Origin of the sequence: Cohnella algarum, from assembly GCF_016937515.1 — a bacterium.
In the GTDB taxonomy this organism is placed as follows: domain Bacteria; phylum Bacillota; class Bacilli; order Paenibacillales; family Paenibacillaceae; genus Cohnella; species Cohnella algarum.
The window spans coordinates 5,856,561-5,875,621 of the sequence record NZ_JAFHKM010000002.1; the positions used below are offsets into that span (position 1 = coordinate 5,856,561).

At 59.4% G+C, this 19,061-nt stretch carries 14 protein-coding genes; 2 read left to right on the forward strand and 12 right to left on the reverse strand.

The window, feature by feature from the left end:
• Positions 1–5: 5 nt before the first annotated feature.
• The 3 genes from JW799_RS26575 to JW799_RS26585 are packed head-to-tail and all read right to left on the reverse strand — an operon-like array spanning position 6 to position 2,446.
• Positions 6–737 carry an ABC transporter permease gene (locus tag JW799_RS26575; protein ID WP_080837711.1) on the reverse strand — a complete coding sequence of 244 codons (732 nt, stop codon included), beginning with the start codon at positions 735–737 and terminating at the stop codon, positions 6–8.
• Between the two features lie 45 nt (positions 738–782).
• Complete coding sequence (locus JW799_RS26580) at positions 783–1,532, reverse strand: ABC transporter permease (protein ID WP_080837708.1); 750 nt, start codon at positions 1,530–1,532, stop codon at positions 783–785.
• Positions 1,532–2,446, reverse strand: coding sequence for an ABC transporter ATP-binding protein (locus tag JW799_RS26585; protein WP_080837705.1), 915 nt, complete (start codon positions 2,444–2,446; stop codon positions 1,532–1,534). Before JW799_RS26585 ends, JW799_RS26580 begins: the two co-directional genes overlap by 1 nt.
• A 187-nt stretch (positions 2,447–2,633) precedes the next feature.
• Between JW799_RS26585 and JW799_RS26590 the strand changes: the two genes are divergently transcribed.
• Complete coding sequence (locus JW799_RS26590) at positions 2,634–3,341, forward strand: response regulator transcription factor (RefSeq protein ID WP_080840896.1); 708 nt, start codon at positions 2,634–2,636, stop codon at positions 3,339–3,341.
• Between the two features lie 40 nt (positions 3,342–3,381).
• Complete coding sequence (locus tag JW799_RS26595; RefSeq protein WP_080840895.1) at positions 3,382–4,797, forward strand: sensor histidine kinase; 1,416 nt, start codon at positions 3,382–3,384, stop codon at positions 4,795–4,797.
• A gap of 102 nt (positions 4,798–4,899) precedes the next feature.
• On the opposite strand, the gene JW799_RS26600 is transcribed toward JW799_RS26595, so the two are convergent.
• The 9 genes from JW799_RS26600 to JW799_RS26640 all read right to left on the reverse strand — a co-directional run bounded on the left by JW799_RS26600 (position 4,900) and on the right by JW799_RS26640 (position 18,895).
• Positions 4,900–6,333 carry a DHA2 family efflux MFS transporter permease subunit gene (locus JW799_RS26600; RefSeq protein WP_080837702.1) on the reverse strand — a complete coding sequence of 478 codons (1,434 nt, stop codon included), beginning with the start codon at positions 6,331–6,333 and terminating at the stop codon, positions 4,900–4,902.
• 1,349 nt (positions 6,334–7,682) lie between these two features.
• Positions 7,683–9,257 (reverse strand): MGH1-like glycoside hydrolase domain-containing protein, encoded by a 1,575-nt coding sequence (locus JW799_RS26605; RefSeq protein WP_205432541.1) that lies wholly within the window; start codon positions 9,255–9,257, stop codon positions 7,683–7,685.
• Complete coding sequence (locus JW799_RS26610) at positions 9,254–9,706, reverse strand: hypothetical protein (protein WP_205432543.1); 453 nt, start codon at positions 9,704–9,706, stop codon at positions 9,254–9,256. The genes JW799_RS26605 and JW799_RS26610 overlap by 4 nt, the downstream gene beginning before the upstream one ends.
• Before the next feature lie 44 nt (positions 9,707–9,750).
• Positions 9,751–12,300 (reverse strand): OmpL47-type beta-barrel domain-containing protein, encoded by a 2,550-nt coding sequence (locus JW799_RS26615; protein ID WP_205432545.1) that lies wholly within the window; start codon positions 12,298–12,300, stop codon positions 9,751–9,753.
• Positions 12,297–14,777, reverse strand: coding sequence for an Ig-like domain-containing protein (locus tag JW799_RS26620; RefSeq protein WP_205432546.1), 2,481 nt, complete (start codon positions 14,775–14,777; stop codon positions 12,297–12,299). Before JW799_RS26620 ends, JW799_RS26615 begins: the two co-directional genes overlap by 4 nt.
• On the reverse strand, positions 14,765–15,331 hold the full coding sequence (locus JW799_RS26625; RefSeq protein WP_205432548.1) for a hypothetical protein: 567 nt from the start codon (positions 15,329–15,331) through the stop codon (positions 14,765–14,767). The genes JW799_RS26620 and JW799_RS26625 overlap by 13 nt, the downstream gene beginning before the upstream one ends.
• 170 nt (positions 15,332–15,501) lie before the next feature.
• On the reverse strand, positions 15,502–17,028 hold the full coding sequence (locus tag JW799_RS26630) for an ABC transporter substrate-binding protein (protein WP_205432550.1): 1,527 nt from the start codon (positions 17,026–17,028) through the stop codon (positions 15,502–15,504).
• A 51-nt stretch (positions 17,029–17,079) separates the two neighbouring features.
• Positions 17,080–17,961, reverse strand: coding sequence for a carbohydrate ABC transporter permease (locus JW799_RS26635; protein WP_080837692.1), 882 nt, complete (start codon positions 17,959–17,961; stop codon positions 17,080–17,082).
• 28 nt (positions 17,962–17,989) lie between these two features.
• A complete protein-coding gene (locus JW799_RS26640) occupies positions 17,990–18,895 on the reverse strand; it encodes an ABC transporter permease (protein WP_205432552.1) in 906 nt (301 codons plus the stop codon).
• Positions 18,896–19,061: the final 166 nt, after the last annotated feature.

Genomic DNA, 19,061 nt, shown 5'->3' on the forward strand with positions numbered 1-19,061 from the left:
GCTCGTCAAGCCGCCGCATCGGCGGTTCGCAAACGGCGGATGGCGAGCGCGGAGACGAGGATGACGTACAGGCTGGTCATGGCGTAAAACAGGCCGATTTCGGCGGCGGGCAAGCTCTGCTGGCTGAGCACCCCCATGCCGATGGTCAGCAGCGAGTGCGGGAAAATCAGGCCGAGCTTGGCCACGTACAGGCCCAACCCGATGAAAACGGCGCTCGCGCCGATGCCGATCGGCACCGCAAAGCTGTGGATCCGCATGGACAACCAAAGCTGAACGGAGCCGATGGCAACGGAGGCCCACCAGCCGCGAACGGCCCAGCCGGCGAGAGCCGCAGGCAATTCGGAGCCGAGGCCGAAGCCGAGGCCCGCGCCGATGTAGAGCAGCGCGAACAAAATTTGTACGAAGCCCAGCAAAACCGCGGTCACCGCCAATTTCGCGATGAAAAGGTGGGCGGCGGGAACGGGAGCGGTAAGGAGCAAATGCCAGTTTTTGTTCGCATGTTCCAGTCTGCATAAATAGGCGCAGAGGATGGCGACAAGGATCGGCAAAAAAAACTCCCCGTAAAACAAGCCGACTTGGGTCCACAAGCTGTACCAGCCGTTTTGCAAAGCGCCCTGGTTGAAGGCATAGTTGGCGCAGCCGATCAGCATGCTGATCGCCGGCAGCGATACGAGAATAAGCCAAATGCGGGAGCGGCGCAGCTTGAGCCATTCCGCCCGGATGGAGCGTGCGAGCATAAAATCCCTCCTGGTTCGGGAAATAGGAAACGGGCTTTGCGCGAATCATATTTCTTGCCGGGAAACGTGGATGCTGCCGGCGATATACGCCGCTGCCCCCATCGCAAGCGCGGCAAGCGCGTGCGAGGGAGAGATGTCGCGCAGCACGTATCTCATCGTCTCGTCGATGTAGCCGAACGTGACCGGGCTTAAGCCCGTGAAGTAGGACCAGATGAGCCCGGCGCGTATTCCGGCGGGGAATAAGTCCGCCGTCATGCCGGCGAAGCCGCCGAGCATGCCGAGCGCCAGCGCGAACGCCTGGTTTTTGACGGCGAGCGACAGCCATTGCTGCAGCGCGACGATCGCCGCGGTGGCGAGCATCGTCCCGGCCGCGTACCGGAGCAGCAGCGCGACCGGCACGGCTTCGGCCCAGCCCCGGGCCATGCCGAATGCCGCGATGCCCGCCGCCTGCAGCGCGACGGCAACCGCCAGAAGCAGGCAAGCCGCAATGTATTTGGCGGCATAGATGCGGCTTCGGGCGACGGCAGCGGACATGAGCAGCTTCCATGTCTGGCCCTTATGCTCCATGTCGCATATGCGGGATACGATAACGGCCGACAAGATGGGCAGGAACAGGCCGTTCATCGAGGCGACCGTGGCAATGGCGGCGGGCCAGCCGGCATTGTCCGGGCGGCGGGCGATCGACATGCTGAGCGACGCGAAAGCCCAGCCCAGCTCCACGGCCAGGAACAGCGCGAACATGAGCGTCAGCCGCTTGCGGCGCAGCTTGTAAAATTCAAGTCGGATCGCGTGCATCACAGACTGCTCTCCTTCCCCGTAAGCTCCAGAAAGATGCTCTCCAGGCTGCGCTTGCGCTCCTCGATGCGGACGACGTCGATGCCGGCGCCGACGAGCGCCCGGTTGCAGTGCGCGACCTGCGCGTCGCTCCATTCGCGAAACGTCAAGTACCCGTCGCCGCCGCCGGATGGCGCCAGCCCTTCGGCGGCCAGCAGCCGCGCCGCTGCTTCGTTGTTTTGCGTTCGCACGGCGATATGGGAACGGCTGCGGCTTTTCAGCTCCTCCATGCTGCCTTGGAAAGCCAGCTGCCCGTCGCTGATGATGCCGACCGACGTGGCTGTCTGCTCGATCTCCGACAGCAAATGGCTCGACAGCAGCACGGTGATGCCGTATTGCTGCGGCAACGACCGGATCAGCTCGCGAATCTCGCCGATGCCGGCCGGATCGAGACCGTTCGTCGGCTCGTCGAGCACGAGCAACTTCGGGAAGGCCATGAGCGCCATGGCGATGCCGAGCCGCTGCTTCATGCCGAGCGAATAATGGCCGACTTTCTTGTCCTTTTGCTTTTCGAGGCGGACGATTCGCAGCGCCTCCGTCACGTTGCGCTCCGGCACGTTGCGCAGCCGCTGCATGACCCGCATATTTTCCAGGCCGGTCAGGTGGTGGTAAGCCGAGGGCGACTCGATCAGCGAGCCCGTCCTGGCGAGGATGGAACGGCGGTGCTTGCGCAGATCCTGGCCGAAGACGAGGATCTGGCCGGATGTCGGCTTCGCGAGGCCGAGCAGCATTTTCAGCGTGGTGGACTTGCCGGCGCCGTTCGGCCCGAGGAAGCCGTAGATTTCCCCTTCGTACACGGTCAGGTCGACCTGGCGGACCCGGTAAGCGTCGCCGTACTTTTTGGACAGTCCGTTTGTGGATATAATCGCGTTCATGTTCCGAATTCACTCCCGTCTGGATGGACCCCTGCGTCGTATGCGTCGTATTTCGAACCCAAGTATGACACGGTGTTCCTACGCCGAGCTGAAGCCTGCCTTACGGCAGCCTTAAATCCGTCCGGGGGCATGGTTCTCGGCCGGCGCGGCCCGGTATAATGGTGACAGAGAAGGAGGGCCGTCCATGATGGAGGAATGGAGAGGAAAAAAGATACTGCTGGCTGACGACGATCCCGACATTCGGCAGATGATCGACGGCTTTTTGCGCAAGGACGGTTTCTTTCGCATCTATCATGCCGCAAGCAGCGAGGAAGCGCTGGCCGTTTGCCGGTCCCAGAAGCCGGATGCCGCCATACTGGACGTCATGCTGCCGGACGGAGACGGGTTTGCCCTGCTGACCGCGATTCGGCGATTTTCGCAGATTCCCGACCTGTTCCTGTCCGCAAGAGGCGAGGATGAAGATCGGCTGCTCGGGCTCGGACTCGGCGCGGACGATTACATGGTCAAGCCGTTCCTGCCGCGCGAGCTGTCGCTTCGGCTATCCGCCGTCTTGCGCCGCGTGTACGCCGCTCCGACGGAGGGGCGGCATCCGGCTTTCCGGCTCGGCGGTTACACGGTCGATTTGGACGGCGCCGCGGTGCGGGGACCGGACGGCGAGCAGCCGTTGACGGCCAAAGAGCGGGCGCTGCTGCTCAAGCTCTATGAAAACCGGGGACGCATCGTCACGAGCGACGCGCTTTGCCAGGCCGTTTGGGGAGATGAGTATGACAGCTATGAAAACACGTTGATGGTGCACATTCGCCGGATTCGCGAGAAAATCGAAGCCGCGCCGTCGGCGCCGCGGTATTTGCTGACCGTCCGAGGGCTCGGCTACAAGCTGGAGGCGGCGGAATGAACATGGACGGAGCGGCCCCTATGGAGACGGAAGAATGAGGTTGGACGGGGCGGCCCCTATCTTGCGGCGGTTCGTCGGCGCGACCCTCTGCATCTCCGTCTTGTTGCTTGCCGTCAATTTCGTCATGCTGGGCGCGTGGCTGTTCAAGGGGATGCGCGGCGGACAACCGCCCGCCGACACCGTACGTCTGACGGCGGAAGGGCTGACGGCGGACGGCGGCGGCTTCGCGCTGAGCGCGGAGGCGGAGCGGCAATTGAAAGCGAGCCGCGCCTGGGCCATGCTGCTGGACGCAAGCGGGACCGCCGTCTGGAGCTACGCGCTGCCGGACGAACTGCCCCGCGTCTACTCGCTTGCCGACGTGGCGCGAATGTCCCGACACTATCTGATGGACTATCCCGTTTTCGTCTGGGAGCACGAAAGCGGGTTGCTCGTCGTCGGTTATCCCAAGGGCAGCATCGCCAAGTACGCCGTCGACTTTCCTGTCTCCTGGCTGCACGAGTTGCCATTCCGCTCCGTCGTCCTGGTCATCGCCAACCTTGCCTTGGCGCTTCTGTTGTCGCTTGCGATCGGCGCGCTGCTCATCCGGTCGATCCGGCCGCTGATCCGCGGAATCCATGCGCTGCCGCACGACCGAGGCGTTGAAATCCAACCGCGCGGCATGCTCGCTTCTCTCGCGAGCAGCATCAACGCCACCTCCGCGCTGCTGCAGCGGAAAAACGCCGCTCTCAAAACGAGAGACGAAGCGCGCTCCAACTGGATCGCCGGCATTTCCCACGATATCCGCACGCCGCTCTCGTTGGTGCTCGGCTATGCGAGCGAGCTGGAGGACAGCGCCGACGTGCCGTCCGAGCAGCGAAGAAAAGCCGGCATTATCCGGCGCCAGGCCGAGAAGCTGCGCTCGCTCGTCAGCGATCTGAACCTGGTATCGATGCTGGAGTACGAGATGCAGCCGCTCGATGTCAAGCCGATCCGCCTCGCGGCGCTGGCGCGCCGGGCAGCGTCGGACGTATTGAACAACGGGCTGGACGAACGGTTCGCGCTCGAGCTGGACGTTCCCGGCGAGCGGACTGTCGCAGCCGGAGATGAGCGACTGCTGCTGCGGGCCGTGCTCAACCTGCTGCACAACAGCATCGATCACAATCCGCAAGGCTGCCGGATCGTGCTGCGGACGAGCGAGTCGCCGGAACGCGGCACCTGCTCCCTGATCGTAGCCGACGACGGCAAGGGAGTCGCGGCCGGCGACCTGTCCGGCTTGCTGGAGCTGCCGTACGCCTCGACGCAGCGGCGCCGCGCGGCGAACGGCCGCGGGCTCGGCTTGCCGATGGTAGCCCGCATCGCCAGGGCGCATGGCGGCGAGCTGCGGCTGGCAAGCAGCCCCGAGCAGGGAATGCAGGCGGAGATCGAGCTGCCGGCCGCCCCGCCTCCGCTTCCGCTGCGGAATCAGGATAAATCTTAATCGGGATGGTCGCTCGTCATAAGAACAAACCGCAAAAAAAAGCAACAAGACTCCGCTTCGGAGTGCTTGTTGCTTCCGGTTCAGTGCTTGCCTAAACGCCGCTCAATGCGACGGATGCATCGCCCGGTGCGACACGATGACGCGGCGGATGAACAAGGCCATCGCCAGCCCGAACAACGTCACGATCAGGGCGAAATGAAACACGTTCTGAGAGCCCGACGCCATCGCGTTCGCCACCTCGGCGGCCTCGTTCGGAGCCGCTGACGCGCCGAGATACCGCTCCATGCCGTGCGTCAAGATGCTGATCGCGACGGCGGTTCCGACCGCGCCCGCCACCTGCTGCAACGTGTTCATGACCGCGGTGCCGTGCGGGTAAAGTTCCGGCGGCAGCTGGTTCAGACCGTTCGTCTGCGCCGGCATGAATACCATCGAAATGCCGATCATGAGGCAAATATGCAGCGAGATCATGAGCGCGACCGAGGAAGCCGGAGTGACGCCGGAGAAAAACCATAACGCGGCCGCCACGACGACAAGCCCGGGCAGGACAAGCCACTTCGGACCGTATTTGTCGAACAGCTTGCCCATGCGAGGCGAAAGGAACCCGTTCAGCGCGCTGCCCGGCAGCAGCATCAGGCCCGCGGCAAATGCCGAAAGTTCCATGCCTTTCTGGAAATACATCGGCAAAATGATCATGCTGGACAAAATGATCATCATGCAGGTAAGCACAAGCAGCAGTCCTACGATAAACATCGGGTACTTAAACACGCGCAAATTCATCATCGGCTCTCGCATGAACAGCTGACGAAGCACGAACAGCGCAAGCGCGGCGAGACCGATGGCGATCGATGCGACGACGACCGGATTCGTCCATCCCTCCTCCCCTTCGCCCGCTTTGCTGAAGCCGAAAACGACGCCTCCAAAGCCGAGCGTAGACAGGAGGACGGACAGCAGGTCGATGCGCGGTTTCGTCACTTCGGTGACGTTCTCCAGATTTTTCAGGCCGACGAGCAAGCCGAACACGAGGAACGGAAGCGACAACCAGAAAATGAAATGCCAAGTCAAATATTCGATCATAATGCCCGCCACGGTCGGCCCGGTCGCCGGAGCGAACATGATGACGAGACCGACGAATCCCATCGCCGCGCCGCGTTTCTCCGGCGGATAGACGACCAGAATCGTATTGAACATGAGCGGAATCAAGAGCCCCATTCCGACCGCCTGCAGGACGCGCGCGATCATCAGCATCTCGAAATTGAACGCGAGCGCCGCGATCAAGGTTCCGATGATGGAACTCGTCACCGAGGCGATGAACAGCTGCCTCGTCGTGAACCATTGCAGGAGCAATCCGGACAGCGGCATCAGAATACCCAGCGTCAGCAGGAACCCCGTCGTCAGCCACTGCGCCGTCGCCACCGAAATTTGGAACACCTCCATCAGATTGCTTATGGCGATGTTGAGCGCCGTTTCGCTGAACATGCCGATAAAGCCGCAGATCAGCAAAGACGCCATGATCGCGCGAGTATTGTACTTTTTCATGAATTCTCTCCCTCTACCCTATCCGTAGGTTTATTTACGCGGAGCTTTTTCTGCACCGCTATCTGTTAATTTAATGGTTACAGTTTAATAAGTCAATAACAACCTTTATTCTTTTTCCTCCGATGTAAGTATATAAGGAATGCGCGGATAACATTTCTCATGGATTGCTGAAATAACGGGAAAAGGCTTGCCGATCTTTTTCACTTTAATTTTCTTTCGCGCACATCTTTGGTTCCCGAAAGCGAATCCGGATCTGGCCGAGGCGGCCGCCCTCCCGGAGTCTTACGTTTGCTTTACCGGATGTCTGGTCTTCTTTGCCGGACGTGAGTTTTGCAGGACGGATACGTTTGCCGCAGTATGCCTGTTGATTGACCAAATTTTGTGGCGTGGACAATGGGGGCTAGTCCATTCCCGATCGAAAACCGGCATTATCCTCCTCTGCCGGCCCATCGGTTTGATCGACGGATTGTTCGGTTGAAAGGACGGCAAGCAGCGCGCTAACGGATGGCAGAGACCTTATTTCGTCGAAATTCAGGTTTAGGAGAATGTAACGGAACTGGAGTACGCTATTAACGAAAATTCGACGCGTAAACGGGGGAAAATGAGGAAATAAGGGCGCTCAGCTCCATTACATTTTGAAAATGCACGATTTTGTCAAAATAGCGAACCCCATCTCCGTTAGCGGAAGAAAATGAGCCTTAAGCGAGAAGCGATTTGTTGGCTGCCATTTCGTGGTTAATCAACAAGCCTGGCTCCGCAAAGCCGGGACACCGTCTTTCCGGTTGTCGTCGTCAGAGGCAGCCCGTGATTTCGAAGCCAGTCATGACTTCCTCCAATACCGTTATTTCGGATGACGAGCCGATTCCGGCCTCTCCCAAACGAAATAACGGCCTCAACGGGCCGTTATGTCCCTGCGTTGCGGGATATTTCGCCAATAGCAGCCTCGACAGACCACTATTTCGGATGACGAGCCGATTCGGCCTCCCCCAAACGAAATAACGGCCTCAGCGGGCCGTTATGTCCCTGCGTTGCGGGATATTTCGCAATTAGCGGCCTTGACAGACCGCTATTTCGGATGACGAGCCGATTTCGGCCTCCTCTAAACGAAATAACGGCCTCAGCGGGCCGTTATTTCCCTGCGTTGCGGGATATTTCGCAATTAGCGGCCTCGACAGACCGCTATTTCGGATGACGAGCCGATCCGGCCTCGATCGACCGTTATTTCGGAATGACGGACCGTATCCAGCCTTCCTCAAACGAAGCTCGCATCGCCTCCGTCAAATTCCGGATTGCGCCGGATTGCCGACCGCAGCAAACGGGTCTGCCAAAGCAAAGTTAAGCAATAAGAACTACACCACTCGGATCCTTTTCGGCGCGCCTTCGTAAATGCAGCTCCCGTCGCGATCGATTCGGCAGTAACCCGGCTCCATGTGCGCGTCGATGCGATGCCCGCGGAACGTATAGCCAATCAATGTCACGCGGCCCTCGGCCGGCGGCCGGGGGAATGCCAGGAGACTGCCGTCGAGCTGCGGCCGCATGCCCGCCATGCCGAATAGGATAGCCTGGACTCCGGCCAAACCCGAAATGTTATTGGCACGCTTGTGGGCAGGCGTCATGGGACGGTCGCAATAATGTTCTTGCGGGAAATAAGGCAAGTGGCTCCCCATCCACAAATGCCGCTTGAGCACATCCCAGGCCAAGTCCGGGTGGCCGGTCTCCCACAACGTTTGCGCCAGAATGGGACCCTCGCCGGCGAAGCTTCCGCCTCCCGACCAATCCGGGTCGTTCAATTCATAGTGCAGCTCGTCTTCGGCGGAAACGCTGGATACGCCGTACGGCCCGAGAAACTTCCCATCTTGCAAATGGGACAACAATGCCATCGCCATCTCCGAAGTGCAAGCCCCCATGCGCAGCGCGTCGTATGCCTGGATCGAATAGACGAGCTCGCGATGTCCGTCCGGATATACGCTATGAAACCAGCCGGCGGATTCGTCCCACAATTCCTCGCGAATCGCTTCCCGAATCCGGTCCGCTCGCTCCTTCCACCCGGCCGCCCCCTCCATTCCGAAAAATGCCGCCAGGTCGGCCAGCCGCTCGTAACACCACGCCCGTTCGGCGTTCGGGCTGCAAACGACATGTTCGTAGCCGCTGCCGCGCATTTCCAGCAAATGATGCTGCTCCCCGTAATCCAGCAGATCTCCGTGCCGGGACAGACGACGCTCATCCACTTCCAGCACCCGCCGAAGGACGGAAAACCATTCGCGATCGGCCCCATGCTGGCAGAACGTCGACCATGCGAAATGAACGAACGACCACAGACTGTAGGAGTAAGCGAACGGCTTATCTCCCGTTCCGTCGGGAGCGAAGCTGATGTGCCGGTCGATTCCCCCTTCTTCCATAAAACGCAGGTACTCCATCGATTTGTCCGCGCCGAGCAGCATCGTCAGCACTTGCCCCGCGTAACCCGCGGCATCCCACGGATAGCTGTTGATGCCTCCTCCGTCCATTCCGGATACGGAAGGCAGCGGCTGGATTTTGAAGAGCGGATGCTCCCACAGGCAGATCAGTCCGCTGATCAGCGAACGCCGGTAATAGTCTTCCAGTCCGGGGATATCGCTCTCCAGCCGCGGCACTCTTTCTTCCGCTTGGCGAATTCGCTGCCGCCACCGCCCGGTCGTCTCGTCTTCCCGCTCGGCCAGGCTCGGTTCCGCGACATCCGATTCGGCATCGGCTCCGGCGTCGGTCAGCACGACGGCCAATCGACAGACGGCCTCTTCGCCATGATCCGGATGAAAAGCAAGGCCTTCATGCCGCAGCGAGATTCGAACCGCTTCGCTCTCCCAGATCCCGTCGCCCCGGCTTGTCGGCAGTCGTCCCCCGGAAGGGGGGACGAAATTCCATTCGCCGAGCGGGACCTTTCTCACCCGACCGGGATCCAATCGCGGGACGATTCGCAACGGGACGGCTCTTCCGCTGCGGTTTCTCGCCCGGATGACGAGGACGAAGCCGGCGGCTCCGGACAGCGGGACCAACTCGCTGACGACGGAGAATGACAGCGTCTTGCCCTCTCTCCGCCAATGGTAGGTCCCCTTCGCACGATGCGGTCCGGCCGCCAGACGATTGCGGCCGGCAGCAAGCCGCAATCGTCCTTGCCCAGACTTCCGGCATCGTCGATCAAGCGGTCATCCGCCTCCAGCCGTACGCTCAGAAGCAGCTCGCCTGCCGCATATGGGGGAGAAAAACATCCGATAACGCCCATAACCGTCCCGTGCAGCGGCGACGTCACTCCGAACAGGCTGCCGACGCCGATATGATTGGGAGGCGCCGTGCTTTTGCGAAGATCGAATGCATACCGTTCCAATGGATCGTTCACGTCTAATTCACCTTTCCTTCGCGGGCATCCGGCAGAAGGCCCGATTACGGTTTGGCCAGATGCGGAATAATCTCCTCGATCATCCTGTCGGCGAATGCCGCGTCGATCTGTCTGCCGGATAATGCCCTTACCATGTTCTCCAGCGCTTTCAAGCCAATAAGCAATTTCCTCCGGTCCGTTTGCCGCATCAGGTAATCGGCCATGGCCAGCAGGCTGTGCAAGACGAGCCTGTTTCGAATCCAGCCCATTTGACCGGCATATTTCAGGACGGACTTCAGTTGGGACAAGTCCATTTGCACTTCCAGCACATACTGCCCGACGGCTTCGTTGCCCGCATGGTCCAAAGCTTCGGCCGCGACGGTATGGCTGCCGATGGACAGCTCCATCGGTTCCAGAACGAACGCCAGGGCGACCGCTTCCCCGTCGAGCGTGGCGTTGCCGCTCGCGATGCCGCTCAACGCATCGGCCAGCGATACGCTCACCTGGATCCGGTCGGTAAGACCGAACGTCGGACCGGGAACGGTTCCCGCGGGGCCGATCGCCGAAGCGGAGATCTCGATCGTCGGAGGCGTCAGGTCGATCTTCACCTGCGTCTGCCGGACGACCTCCTGATTGCCGGCTCGGTCGATGCTGTAATAGCGAATCGTATGCGCGCCTTCGCCGTCGACCGCGATCGTATTGCCTTCGGCAAAAGGCCCATCGTTCAGGCTGTACATCGTCTTCGCCACGCTGCCCCTGTCGTCCGTCGCGGTCAGCGTAATCGTCTGGGCCTGACGGTGCCAGCCCGGCTGCGCATCGTCGACGGTCGTGGGAGGCGTCGTATCGATCGGAACGTTGCGGAACGTAATGTTGCCCGACTTCGCATAGACGCCGAAGTACCCCGCTTCCGCGATGCGGCCGTCTCCTTCGTCGAGAAAATCCATGACCGGATATCCGTTGACGCGGAGCGTCAGCCTCACGCCCCCGGCCTCGTTCACGGCCGCCGTCTGCACCAGCATATCCTGACCGAACGTAAAGTAGCGGTTGGGAATGGCCTCTCCGCCGATTCCGAGCTGTCCTTCGATGAAGCCGAACAGCACGGTTCGCACGCCGGCATTGAATCGCTGAACCTCGATGATGTCCGGCTTGAACGTGATCATATACGCTTCGTTGCCGGCGTCGAAGATGCTCAGGTCCGGCTGCCGGTTCCGCAGGCTGATCGAAGGCCAGCCGACAATGCTTTCGATGTTCATGAAGAAGACAAGCTGGTCGTCTCCGTACGTTCTTCCCTGGTACGCGGCGAATCCGCTGGGCGTTACTCCGGGGGTAAACAGCGTTATCGAGTTTTCGTCCCCGGACTTGGTTCCGTGGCCGTCGAGAAGCCAGGCATCGAAATCCGCGATCGCGTCGTTTAGAGCCGTGCCCTTGTAATCGATGACCTGTACGGCGAACGATTCGGTCACGACGGCTCCTTCATAAGCGGCCGTCACGTCGATGATCGACGCGCCGGGGAGATGAGCGGCGAGCCATCCGTCGCCATCGACCGATACGATGTCGGGATCGCGGCTGGCGAATTGCAGCGTCGCGTTCGAAAGGATTTGTCCGTACAGAGAAAGCACGATCGTCTCCAATCGCTTGGACGAGTCCAGCAGGACGTGAACCGGAGTTTCATGGGGACGCGCCGGTTCGATCCGGTCCAACCGGTCGTCGACATATACGTTTACTGTCGCCGTCACGGTCGTGTTTCCTGCCGTGACCGCCACGGTAACCTTCGATTTTCCGGAGCCTGCGGCCGTCAGCTTTCCTTGTCCGTCCACGAGGACGACGCCGGCATCTTCCGATCCGTACTCGATCCGGGTCACGTTGCCGAGGTCGAACGGCTCCCCCTTGGGCGTCAGCACCGCGATCGGCAAATCGAAAAACTCGCCGCTATTCAAATTGACCGTTTCCGGAGCCGCTACCTCGCCTAGCCGCATTTCCCCGATATCCCGGTACTCCGCCTCCAATCCCGATCGCGCGATAATATCCAGCGCTTCCTGCGGCCACTGGCCGTTCGGATAAACGCGGGTATCCGTAATCCGGATATCGACGCCGCTGTTCTGCAAATAGGCCGTCGTGGTGTAGTTGCCGTCCAGCGTGATTTCGCGGATCGAATTCGTCCAGATGTGCAGCCACCGCGGCACGAATTGGTTCTCCCAGAAGGTCGATTTGCGCAGATCGACCACGTTGCGGTCGATTCGCCAAAAGGTCGACCCTTCGTCCGGGTACAGCGCGCCCGATTGATTCATCTGGTTTTTGATATAATTTTCCGCGATGACGTTTGGCGAATCCGCCGTGCCTCCCGTTCCTCCGAGCGTATAGACGGCCCCGCCGTCGTAGAGGCCTGCTCCGAGCAGGTCGTAGATGAAATTGCGCTCGATTCTCACGTTCCGTATGGCCGACGTCGGAATAAATTGCCAGCCGTAGCCGATATGAATGCCGCTGTACGGAATGTTGAATATCTCGTTGTGGCTGATGTCCATATCGACCGGAAATCCGGCCGAAATGGCCGAAGCCGAACGATATTCGACCCCGATGTCGTGAATATAGTTGTTGACGACGTCGTTGTTCTTCATGAGCAGCCGGCTGTCCGGCGGATCGAAGATGGCGGGTCGTTGCGGGTCGGTTCCCCGATAGTGACCGCCCCGCCCGAAAGATCATAGAACTTGTTGCCGCGGATCATGCTGTTGCGAACGCCTTGAACCATCTTCAAAGCAGTGGAACCGAGCTTGCTGAATTCGTTCCGCTCGAAGACGATGCCGTTCGCTCTTCTGACCGTTATGGCGGCATCGGGAAGGGTGTCGATGCCGTTCGTGCGGATGTGATTGTTCTGGGCGTCCGGGTGGCCGATGCTTCCGTTCGGATGCAGCCAGGTCGTATAAGCAAAGCTCAACCCTTCGAACCGAACGTCCCGGATCGGCGCATCCAGGCTGCTGCCCTCCGCCGTTATCAATTTCTCCAGGACCGGAGCGATAACCTCGGCCGAAGCGAGATCCTCTCCTTCCCTCGGTTTGTAATAGAACGTATCGGTCGTCCGGTCCAGATACCATTCGCCTTCCTCGTCGAGCAGCTCGTAGGCGTTCTCGTAATACCAGGGCGCCTTGGCCGAATGGCTTCCTTTATGCGTAACGTAATACCAGCCGGGCTGCTTCATCTTGATCGTCGCAATCCCGTTCTCCGCGGTGATCGATTCCACGCCCATGCGCGAATTGGTCCACAATGATTTGTATACCATTTCCATATCGGATACGTTCCCCCACTCGGCCAGAAACGTATCCGTCGTCGTATGGCCGACCACGCCGTCGTCCCACGTCGCGTTTGAAAGTCCGCCTGCGCTTCGCGCCCGTATGCCCCGCACGCCGTTGACGTACAATTGGCGGGTTTCGATATCGCCGCCCGCGTAGGCGCGGTAAATGTTCTTCTCCGGATCGTGCAGCGTCCATCCCGTGATCGCCTTGCCGCCGCCGATCACCGCCTTCTCGCCGGAATAAGCCTGATAGACGATGCGGTAGCCGTTCGAGCCCGAATCCCGTTCGTCCAGCGCAAACGTATCGTTCAGCGCGTACGTTCCGCCGCGAAGAATGACCCTCACGTCCCCGATCAGCGGACGCTGAATCGCCCGGACGGCATCGCGAGCCCGCTCCAGCGTCCCGAACGGGGCCGCCTCCGTCCCCGGATTGCCGTCGTCGCCGTCAGGAGACACGTAATAGTCCGCTTGCACGGTTCGCGGAACGACCGTTACGGCGCATTCCGCGCGAAACTCGCCATCGTTCGACACGGCGGCAATGACGGCCGTGCCCGTTCCGACGAGGAACGCTTCCCCTTCCTCGTTGACGACGGCGACGGTTTCGTCGCTCGAACTCCAACGCACGCCCCGATCCGTCGCATTCGCCGGCTGCACGATCGCTTCAAGATCGAGGATGGAATCGACCGGGTGCGTCGCTTCGGCTGCGTTCAATTCGATTCCCGTAACCGGCTGGTAAAAGACTTCGACGGCTGCGGAGGCGCTCAGGCTCCCATCCGCCGACGTTGCCGTGATCGTCGCCTCCCCGGCGCTTTTGCCCGTGACGATTCCGTTCATATCCACCTCGGCGACGCCCGGATCGCTCGAGCTCCATTCGACGCATCGAAAAGCGGCGTTATCCGGCATGATCCTCGCGGTCGCCTGCTGCCGGTTCCCGACGGACAGCCGGAACTCCGCCGGCTCCAGCCCGATCGTTTCGACGGCGCGGTAGTCGTAAGCGGCGATCCAATCCAGATAGATCGCCCCGCTCTCCGTTCGATAGATTCCGAACTGCAATTGTTCGATCCGGGCGACGGGGTTGAGAAACGGAAGCCGCGTTCGGACGATCGACCCGTCGATGAAGAAATTGTAGGTCCCGGCATCGGCGTCAAGCTCGAGCCGGAACTCGTACCAGCGGCCGGGCTCGTAAGGCTGAACCCGCTGCCATGTCGTGCCGACGAGCACCGCTAAATATCCGTCGTTGTAAAACGCGACTTGCGCAACCGACTGCCCGTTCGTTCCGATGACCGATGCGGGGTATGCCATCGCGTTGTTTTGCATCGCCATCGCCCGGACGACGAGCGTCGTTTTGGAGGCGGGCTGCAAAAGGACGTTCCTTGCATAGAAGCTCGAGTCCGTCGGAATCGGCTTGACGATATGCATGGCCTGGCCGGATGTCGACGGAGCTTCGGCGATTACCGCGAAAGCCCCGTCGGTTGTCGTGAACGACCAGCCGGCAGGCGGCGATCCGATCGGCTGGCGGTTGAACGTCTCGTGCAGCAATTCGCCTAGCACGATGTCCGAAGGCTGCACCTGGACGACGCTCGTCGCCCGGATGCCGCCGTCCGATGCCGTGGCCGCGATGACGGCTTCGCCCGAGCTTGCCGCGGTCACGATCCCGTTCGCATCCACTTTCGCCGCGAGCGGATTGCTCGAACTCCATTCGACTGAACGGAACGTCGCGTCCGCCGGCTCGAACGATACGGCCAAGCCCAAGCGATCGCCGACCTCGAGAAGGGTGGAAGCCGGCTGTACCGTCAGTTGTTGCACGGCGCGATAGGGCTGATGCCGATGCTGTCGTAATACGCGGTGCCGGCGTCGGTCCGGAAAATGCCGATCTGCAATTGCGCGATAACCGCGGACGTTTGAAAGCCGATTCGCGCTTTCGTCAGCACGCCGTCAATCGAAATATCGTAGGTCTGCGCAACCGTATCAAGCGCCAGGGTAAAATCGTACCAGCGGCCTGCTTCGTAGCGCTGGAGAGGGATCCATCTCGTTCCTTCCAAATACGAAATGTAGCCGTTGCTGTTGAAGCCGAACTGGACGAGCGCCTGTCCGTTTCCGCCCAGAAGCGAAGGCGCGTAGACGAGCGCATTCGTCTGCATTGCCATGACCCGAACGCTTACGGACGCTTTCTCCAATCCCGACGGAAAAGGGGTCCTCGCATAAAAGCTGACGTCCGTGGCAGCCGCCTTGCTGATCTGCATGCTTTTGCGGGTCGAATCCGGAACTTCCGCCACGATAGCAAACGCCTCTTCCAACTGGGTATACGACCACCCTGCCGGCCGTTCGCCGGTCGCCAACGAATCGAATGTTTCGTTCATGACGTCTCCTCCTTCGTTTCCGGTTCGAGAGACTTGGCGCTAACGGCAACGAGACGCAAGTCGCTGCCGCCAACGCCGCAACGCTCGCCCAACTTTCGGCTTCTAGCTTCTTGCGCTTGCTTTTGCCCTCCTATGATGAAGCGGCATTACGGCATTACCGCATTACCGCATTACCGCGATGCCTTCCAGGCGTCGATCTGCTTCTGCTTCTCAGCGATGATGGCATCCGCCCCGGCCGCCTTCAGCCGGTCCAAAAATTGCGGCAAATACTTTTCCGGATCGACGGAGCCCGTCAGCAATCCCGGAGTATACTCGTCGAGCACCGATTGGGTTTGCGCGATTTCCGCTTTGACCGGTTCGATATCGAAGTTGAATCCAAGCAGCTTGGAACGTTCCGCCCGATTGTTGAGATCGATCGTTTGCTGCCAGACGTCGTCGGGCTGCTCCGGCAGCAGGTACGCGTTAAACTGGTTGCCGAACGACCAGGACTTGTTCGGGAAGTAGCCGCTGTCGGCAATCGGTTCGATGCGGTCGGCGCCTGTCTTCTTGTAATGCTTGTTCTCGATGCCGAAGCTGAGCAAGTTGTACAGTTCCTTGTCCGTGTTCATCAGTTCGATGAGCATCATCGCCCGCTCGGGGTTTTTGGACGTCCGGCTGATCGCTTGCAGCGTAATCGAAATATTCGCCGTCGTGACGAACGGCCGGTCCAGCACGTGCTGCGCGACGTCATTCCCGCCTACAAGCGCTTTCATCTCCGCGTTTCCGCCAGGCTTGATATTGTTCCACATGCTGAGCGACAGGCTTCCGTCGGAGGTGCTGCCGACCTGGGCGGTCGCCACGTCCTTGTTGATATAGCCCTTCTCGTACCAGTCGCGGATCAGCTTGATATGCTCCAGGAAGGACGGCTCGGTATACTGGTTGATGACCTTCAGGCTGTCGTCGCCGATTTTGACGGTTCCGGGCGACATCGGGGACAGGATCGAATCGAAGCCGTAATAAGTCAGCATATCTTTCCAAATGCCCGCCTTCGACATGTAAAACGGCGTGCTGTTGCTGCTCTCTCCTTCTTTCATGCTTTTAAGCAGGGGCTCCAGTTCCTCCAGCTTGTTCACGCCGGTCAGGTCGAACGCATATTTGTCGAGCATCCGCTGCTGCACGACGACGCCGTTTTGCCTGGCCACGATTTGATAGTTCGGGACGCCGTAGATGCGCTTGTCGACCGTGACCGCCTCCCAGAAGTCTTCGGGAATGGACGCGAACGTCTGCGGAGCGTACGTCTTGATCAAATCGTCGAGCGGAATAAACGCCCCTTTGGCCACGCTCCCGTAAAAATCCCCGCCAAGCGAGGAGGAAGCGAAGGCGAGATCGAACGTTTCTCCTGCCGCGATCATCGTTTTGATTTTCGTATCGTATACGCCGCCGTCAATAAAACGAAGCTCCACTTCCGCGTTGATTTTCTCTTTTACGATTTTATTGAACGCTTCCTGAACGGCGGCCCCGTCCGTCTGCGGCGATGCCCTTAGCAGCCAGACCAGCTTCGCAGGAGGCAGCGCATCCGGCGTTTCGCTCGCTCCGGTCTGTACCGGCGTTTGCGTTTCCGCTGCCGGCTTCTCGTTCGACGTGCCGCACCCGGCCAAAGCCGCGAATGCCAACGCCAAGGCAATACCAAGGAACCCCGCCTTTTTTCCGACTTTCATTCCGTTTCCTCCCTGATTTGTATTGCGCACTATCATTCTATTCATCGCGGACTACCCTTTGACCGCTCCATCCGCCAATCCTTTGACAAAGTATTTTTGGAAAAAGGGGAATACGAGCAGCATCGGCCCGGCCACGACAAGCGCCATCGCCATGCGCGCCGCTTCCGACGGGAAGTCGGCGATTTCCACGATGCCCGTATCCAGCGCCGTTCTAAGCAATTCCTGGATATTGGCCATCATGACGTACAGGAGCAATTGCAGCGGATATAAATTCGTACTGTCGATATACAGCAGCCCGAGAAACCAGTCGTTCCAATACCTTAGCACCGTAAGCAATCCGATCGTCGCCAGCGCCGGCTTGCTCATCGGGATGATCAAGGTGAACAAAATGCGTTTTTCGCTGCAACCGTCCACCGTCGCCGCTTCGATGATCTCGTGGGACAGCTGCGAGAAGTAGGTCCGCAGCATAATGATGAACCAGGGAGCGGCGAGATAGGGCAAAATCAACACCCAGAGCGTATCCTTCATCTGAAGATAATTCGAAATGACAATGTAAGTGGGAACGAGTCCTCCGTGAAACAGCATCGTAAAGACGACATAAAACATCAGCTTGCCCCGATGGATGTAATCTCTTCTGGACAATGGGTAGGCAATCATGGACATGACCAGCAGAGAAAGAAACGTTCCGGTTATCGTGACGAACAACGAAACGCCGTAAGCCCGAAAAATGCGCTCCGACGCCATGAACACATACTCGTACGCCTCCAGATTGATGTCTTGGGGCCAAAACGAATACCCCGTCGCCGCGATTCTCTCCCCGGAGGACAGCGAGATCGAGACCATGAGCGCAATGGGCGCAATGCAGGCGATGGACAGCAGCAACAGCGGGATGTGCGCGATCCATCTGGCCGTTCGGGATCGGGTTCCGGACATGCCGCGTCCCTCCTTTAGATCGACTATGTTAGAATAAAGCGTTTTCTTTGCTGTGTTTCCGAATCAGCACATTGACCAGCACGATGAGCACGAACCCGACGACAGATTGATACAGCCCGACTGCCGAAGCCATGCCGATATCGCCGATCGTTCGCAAAGAACGGTACACATAGGTATCGATGACGTCCGTCGTCGAGTAAAGAATGCCGCTATCCTGCGTGACCATATAGAAGAGCCCGAACTCGGCGTGAAAGATGTTCCCGAGGCTGATCAGGAACATGATAATGACCAAGGGAGCCAGCATCGGCACCGTTAAATACCGGCGCATTTGGCCGTTCGTCGCCCCGTCCACCGCCGCCGCTTCGTAGTAGGTTCGGTCAAACCCCATAATTCCCGCGTAATAGATGATCGCGCCGTGGCCGACATACTTCCAGAAGTGCACCGCCGTCAAAACGAAGGGCCAGACCTGAGGCTCGGAGTACCACGAAACCGCTTCCAATCCTAACCATTCCATGCCTTTGTTCAGGATGCCCAGGTCGATGTTCAAGAACGCGTACACGATCAGGGCGACGACCGGCCACGATAGAAAATAAGGAAAGAACATCGTGGTCTGGTAAAATTGTTTCAGCCATTTTCGATGGACCTCGCTGAGCAGAATCGCCACGGCGACGGAGCCGATCGTGCCGACGACGATAAAGATGAAGTTCAGGCCGATCGTGTTCCTCGTTACTCTCCACGCATCGGCGGAAGTAAAGAAGAATTTGAAATTGTCGAAGGCCGCCCATTCGCTGCCCCACACTCCGAGGTCGTAGCGAAAATTTTTGAACGCGAGCACGATACCGCCCATGGGGAGGTATTGAAACGTAAACAACAGGAGGATGGCCGGCAACGCCAACCATGTGAGCTGTCTGGCCTGTCTTCTTCGATAAACCATCCCTTTCCTTTTAACTTTAACTTTCTCTTTCCCGGCGCCTGCCGGTTTTTCCGCTGCCGCTTCATTCAACATTCAACATTCACCACCATCCCTATAACGAGTGCGGCTCACTACACAATATAGGGAAGCCGGGCGGCGATTTGCCACTTGCAATTTCAAGGATTTA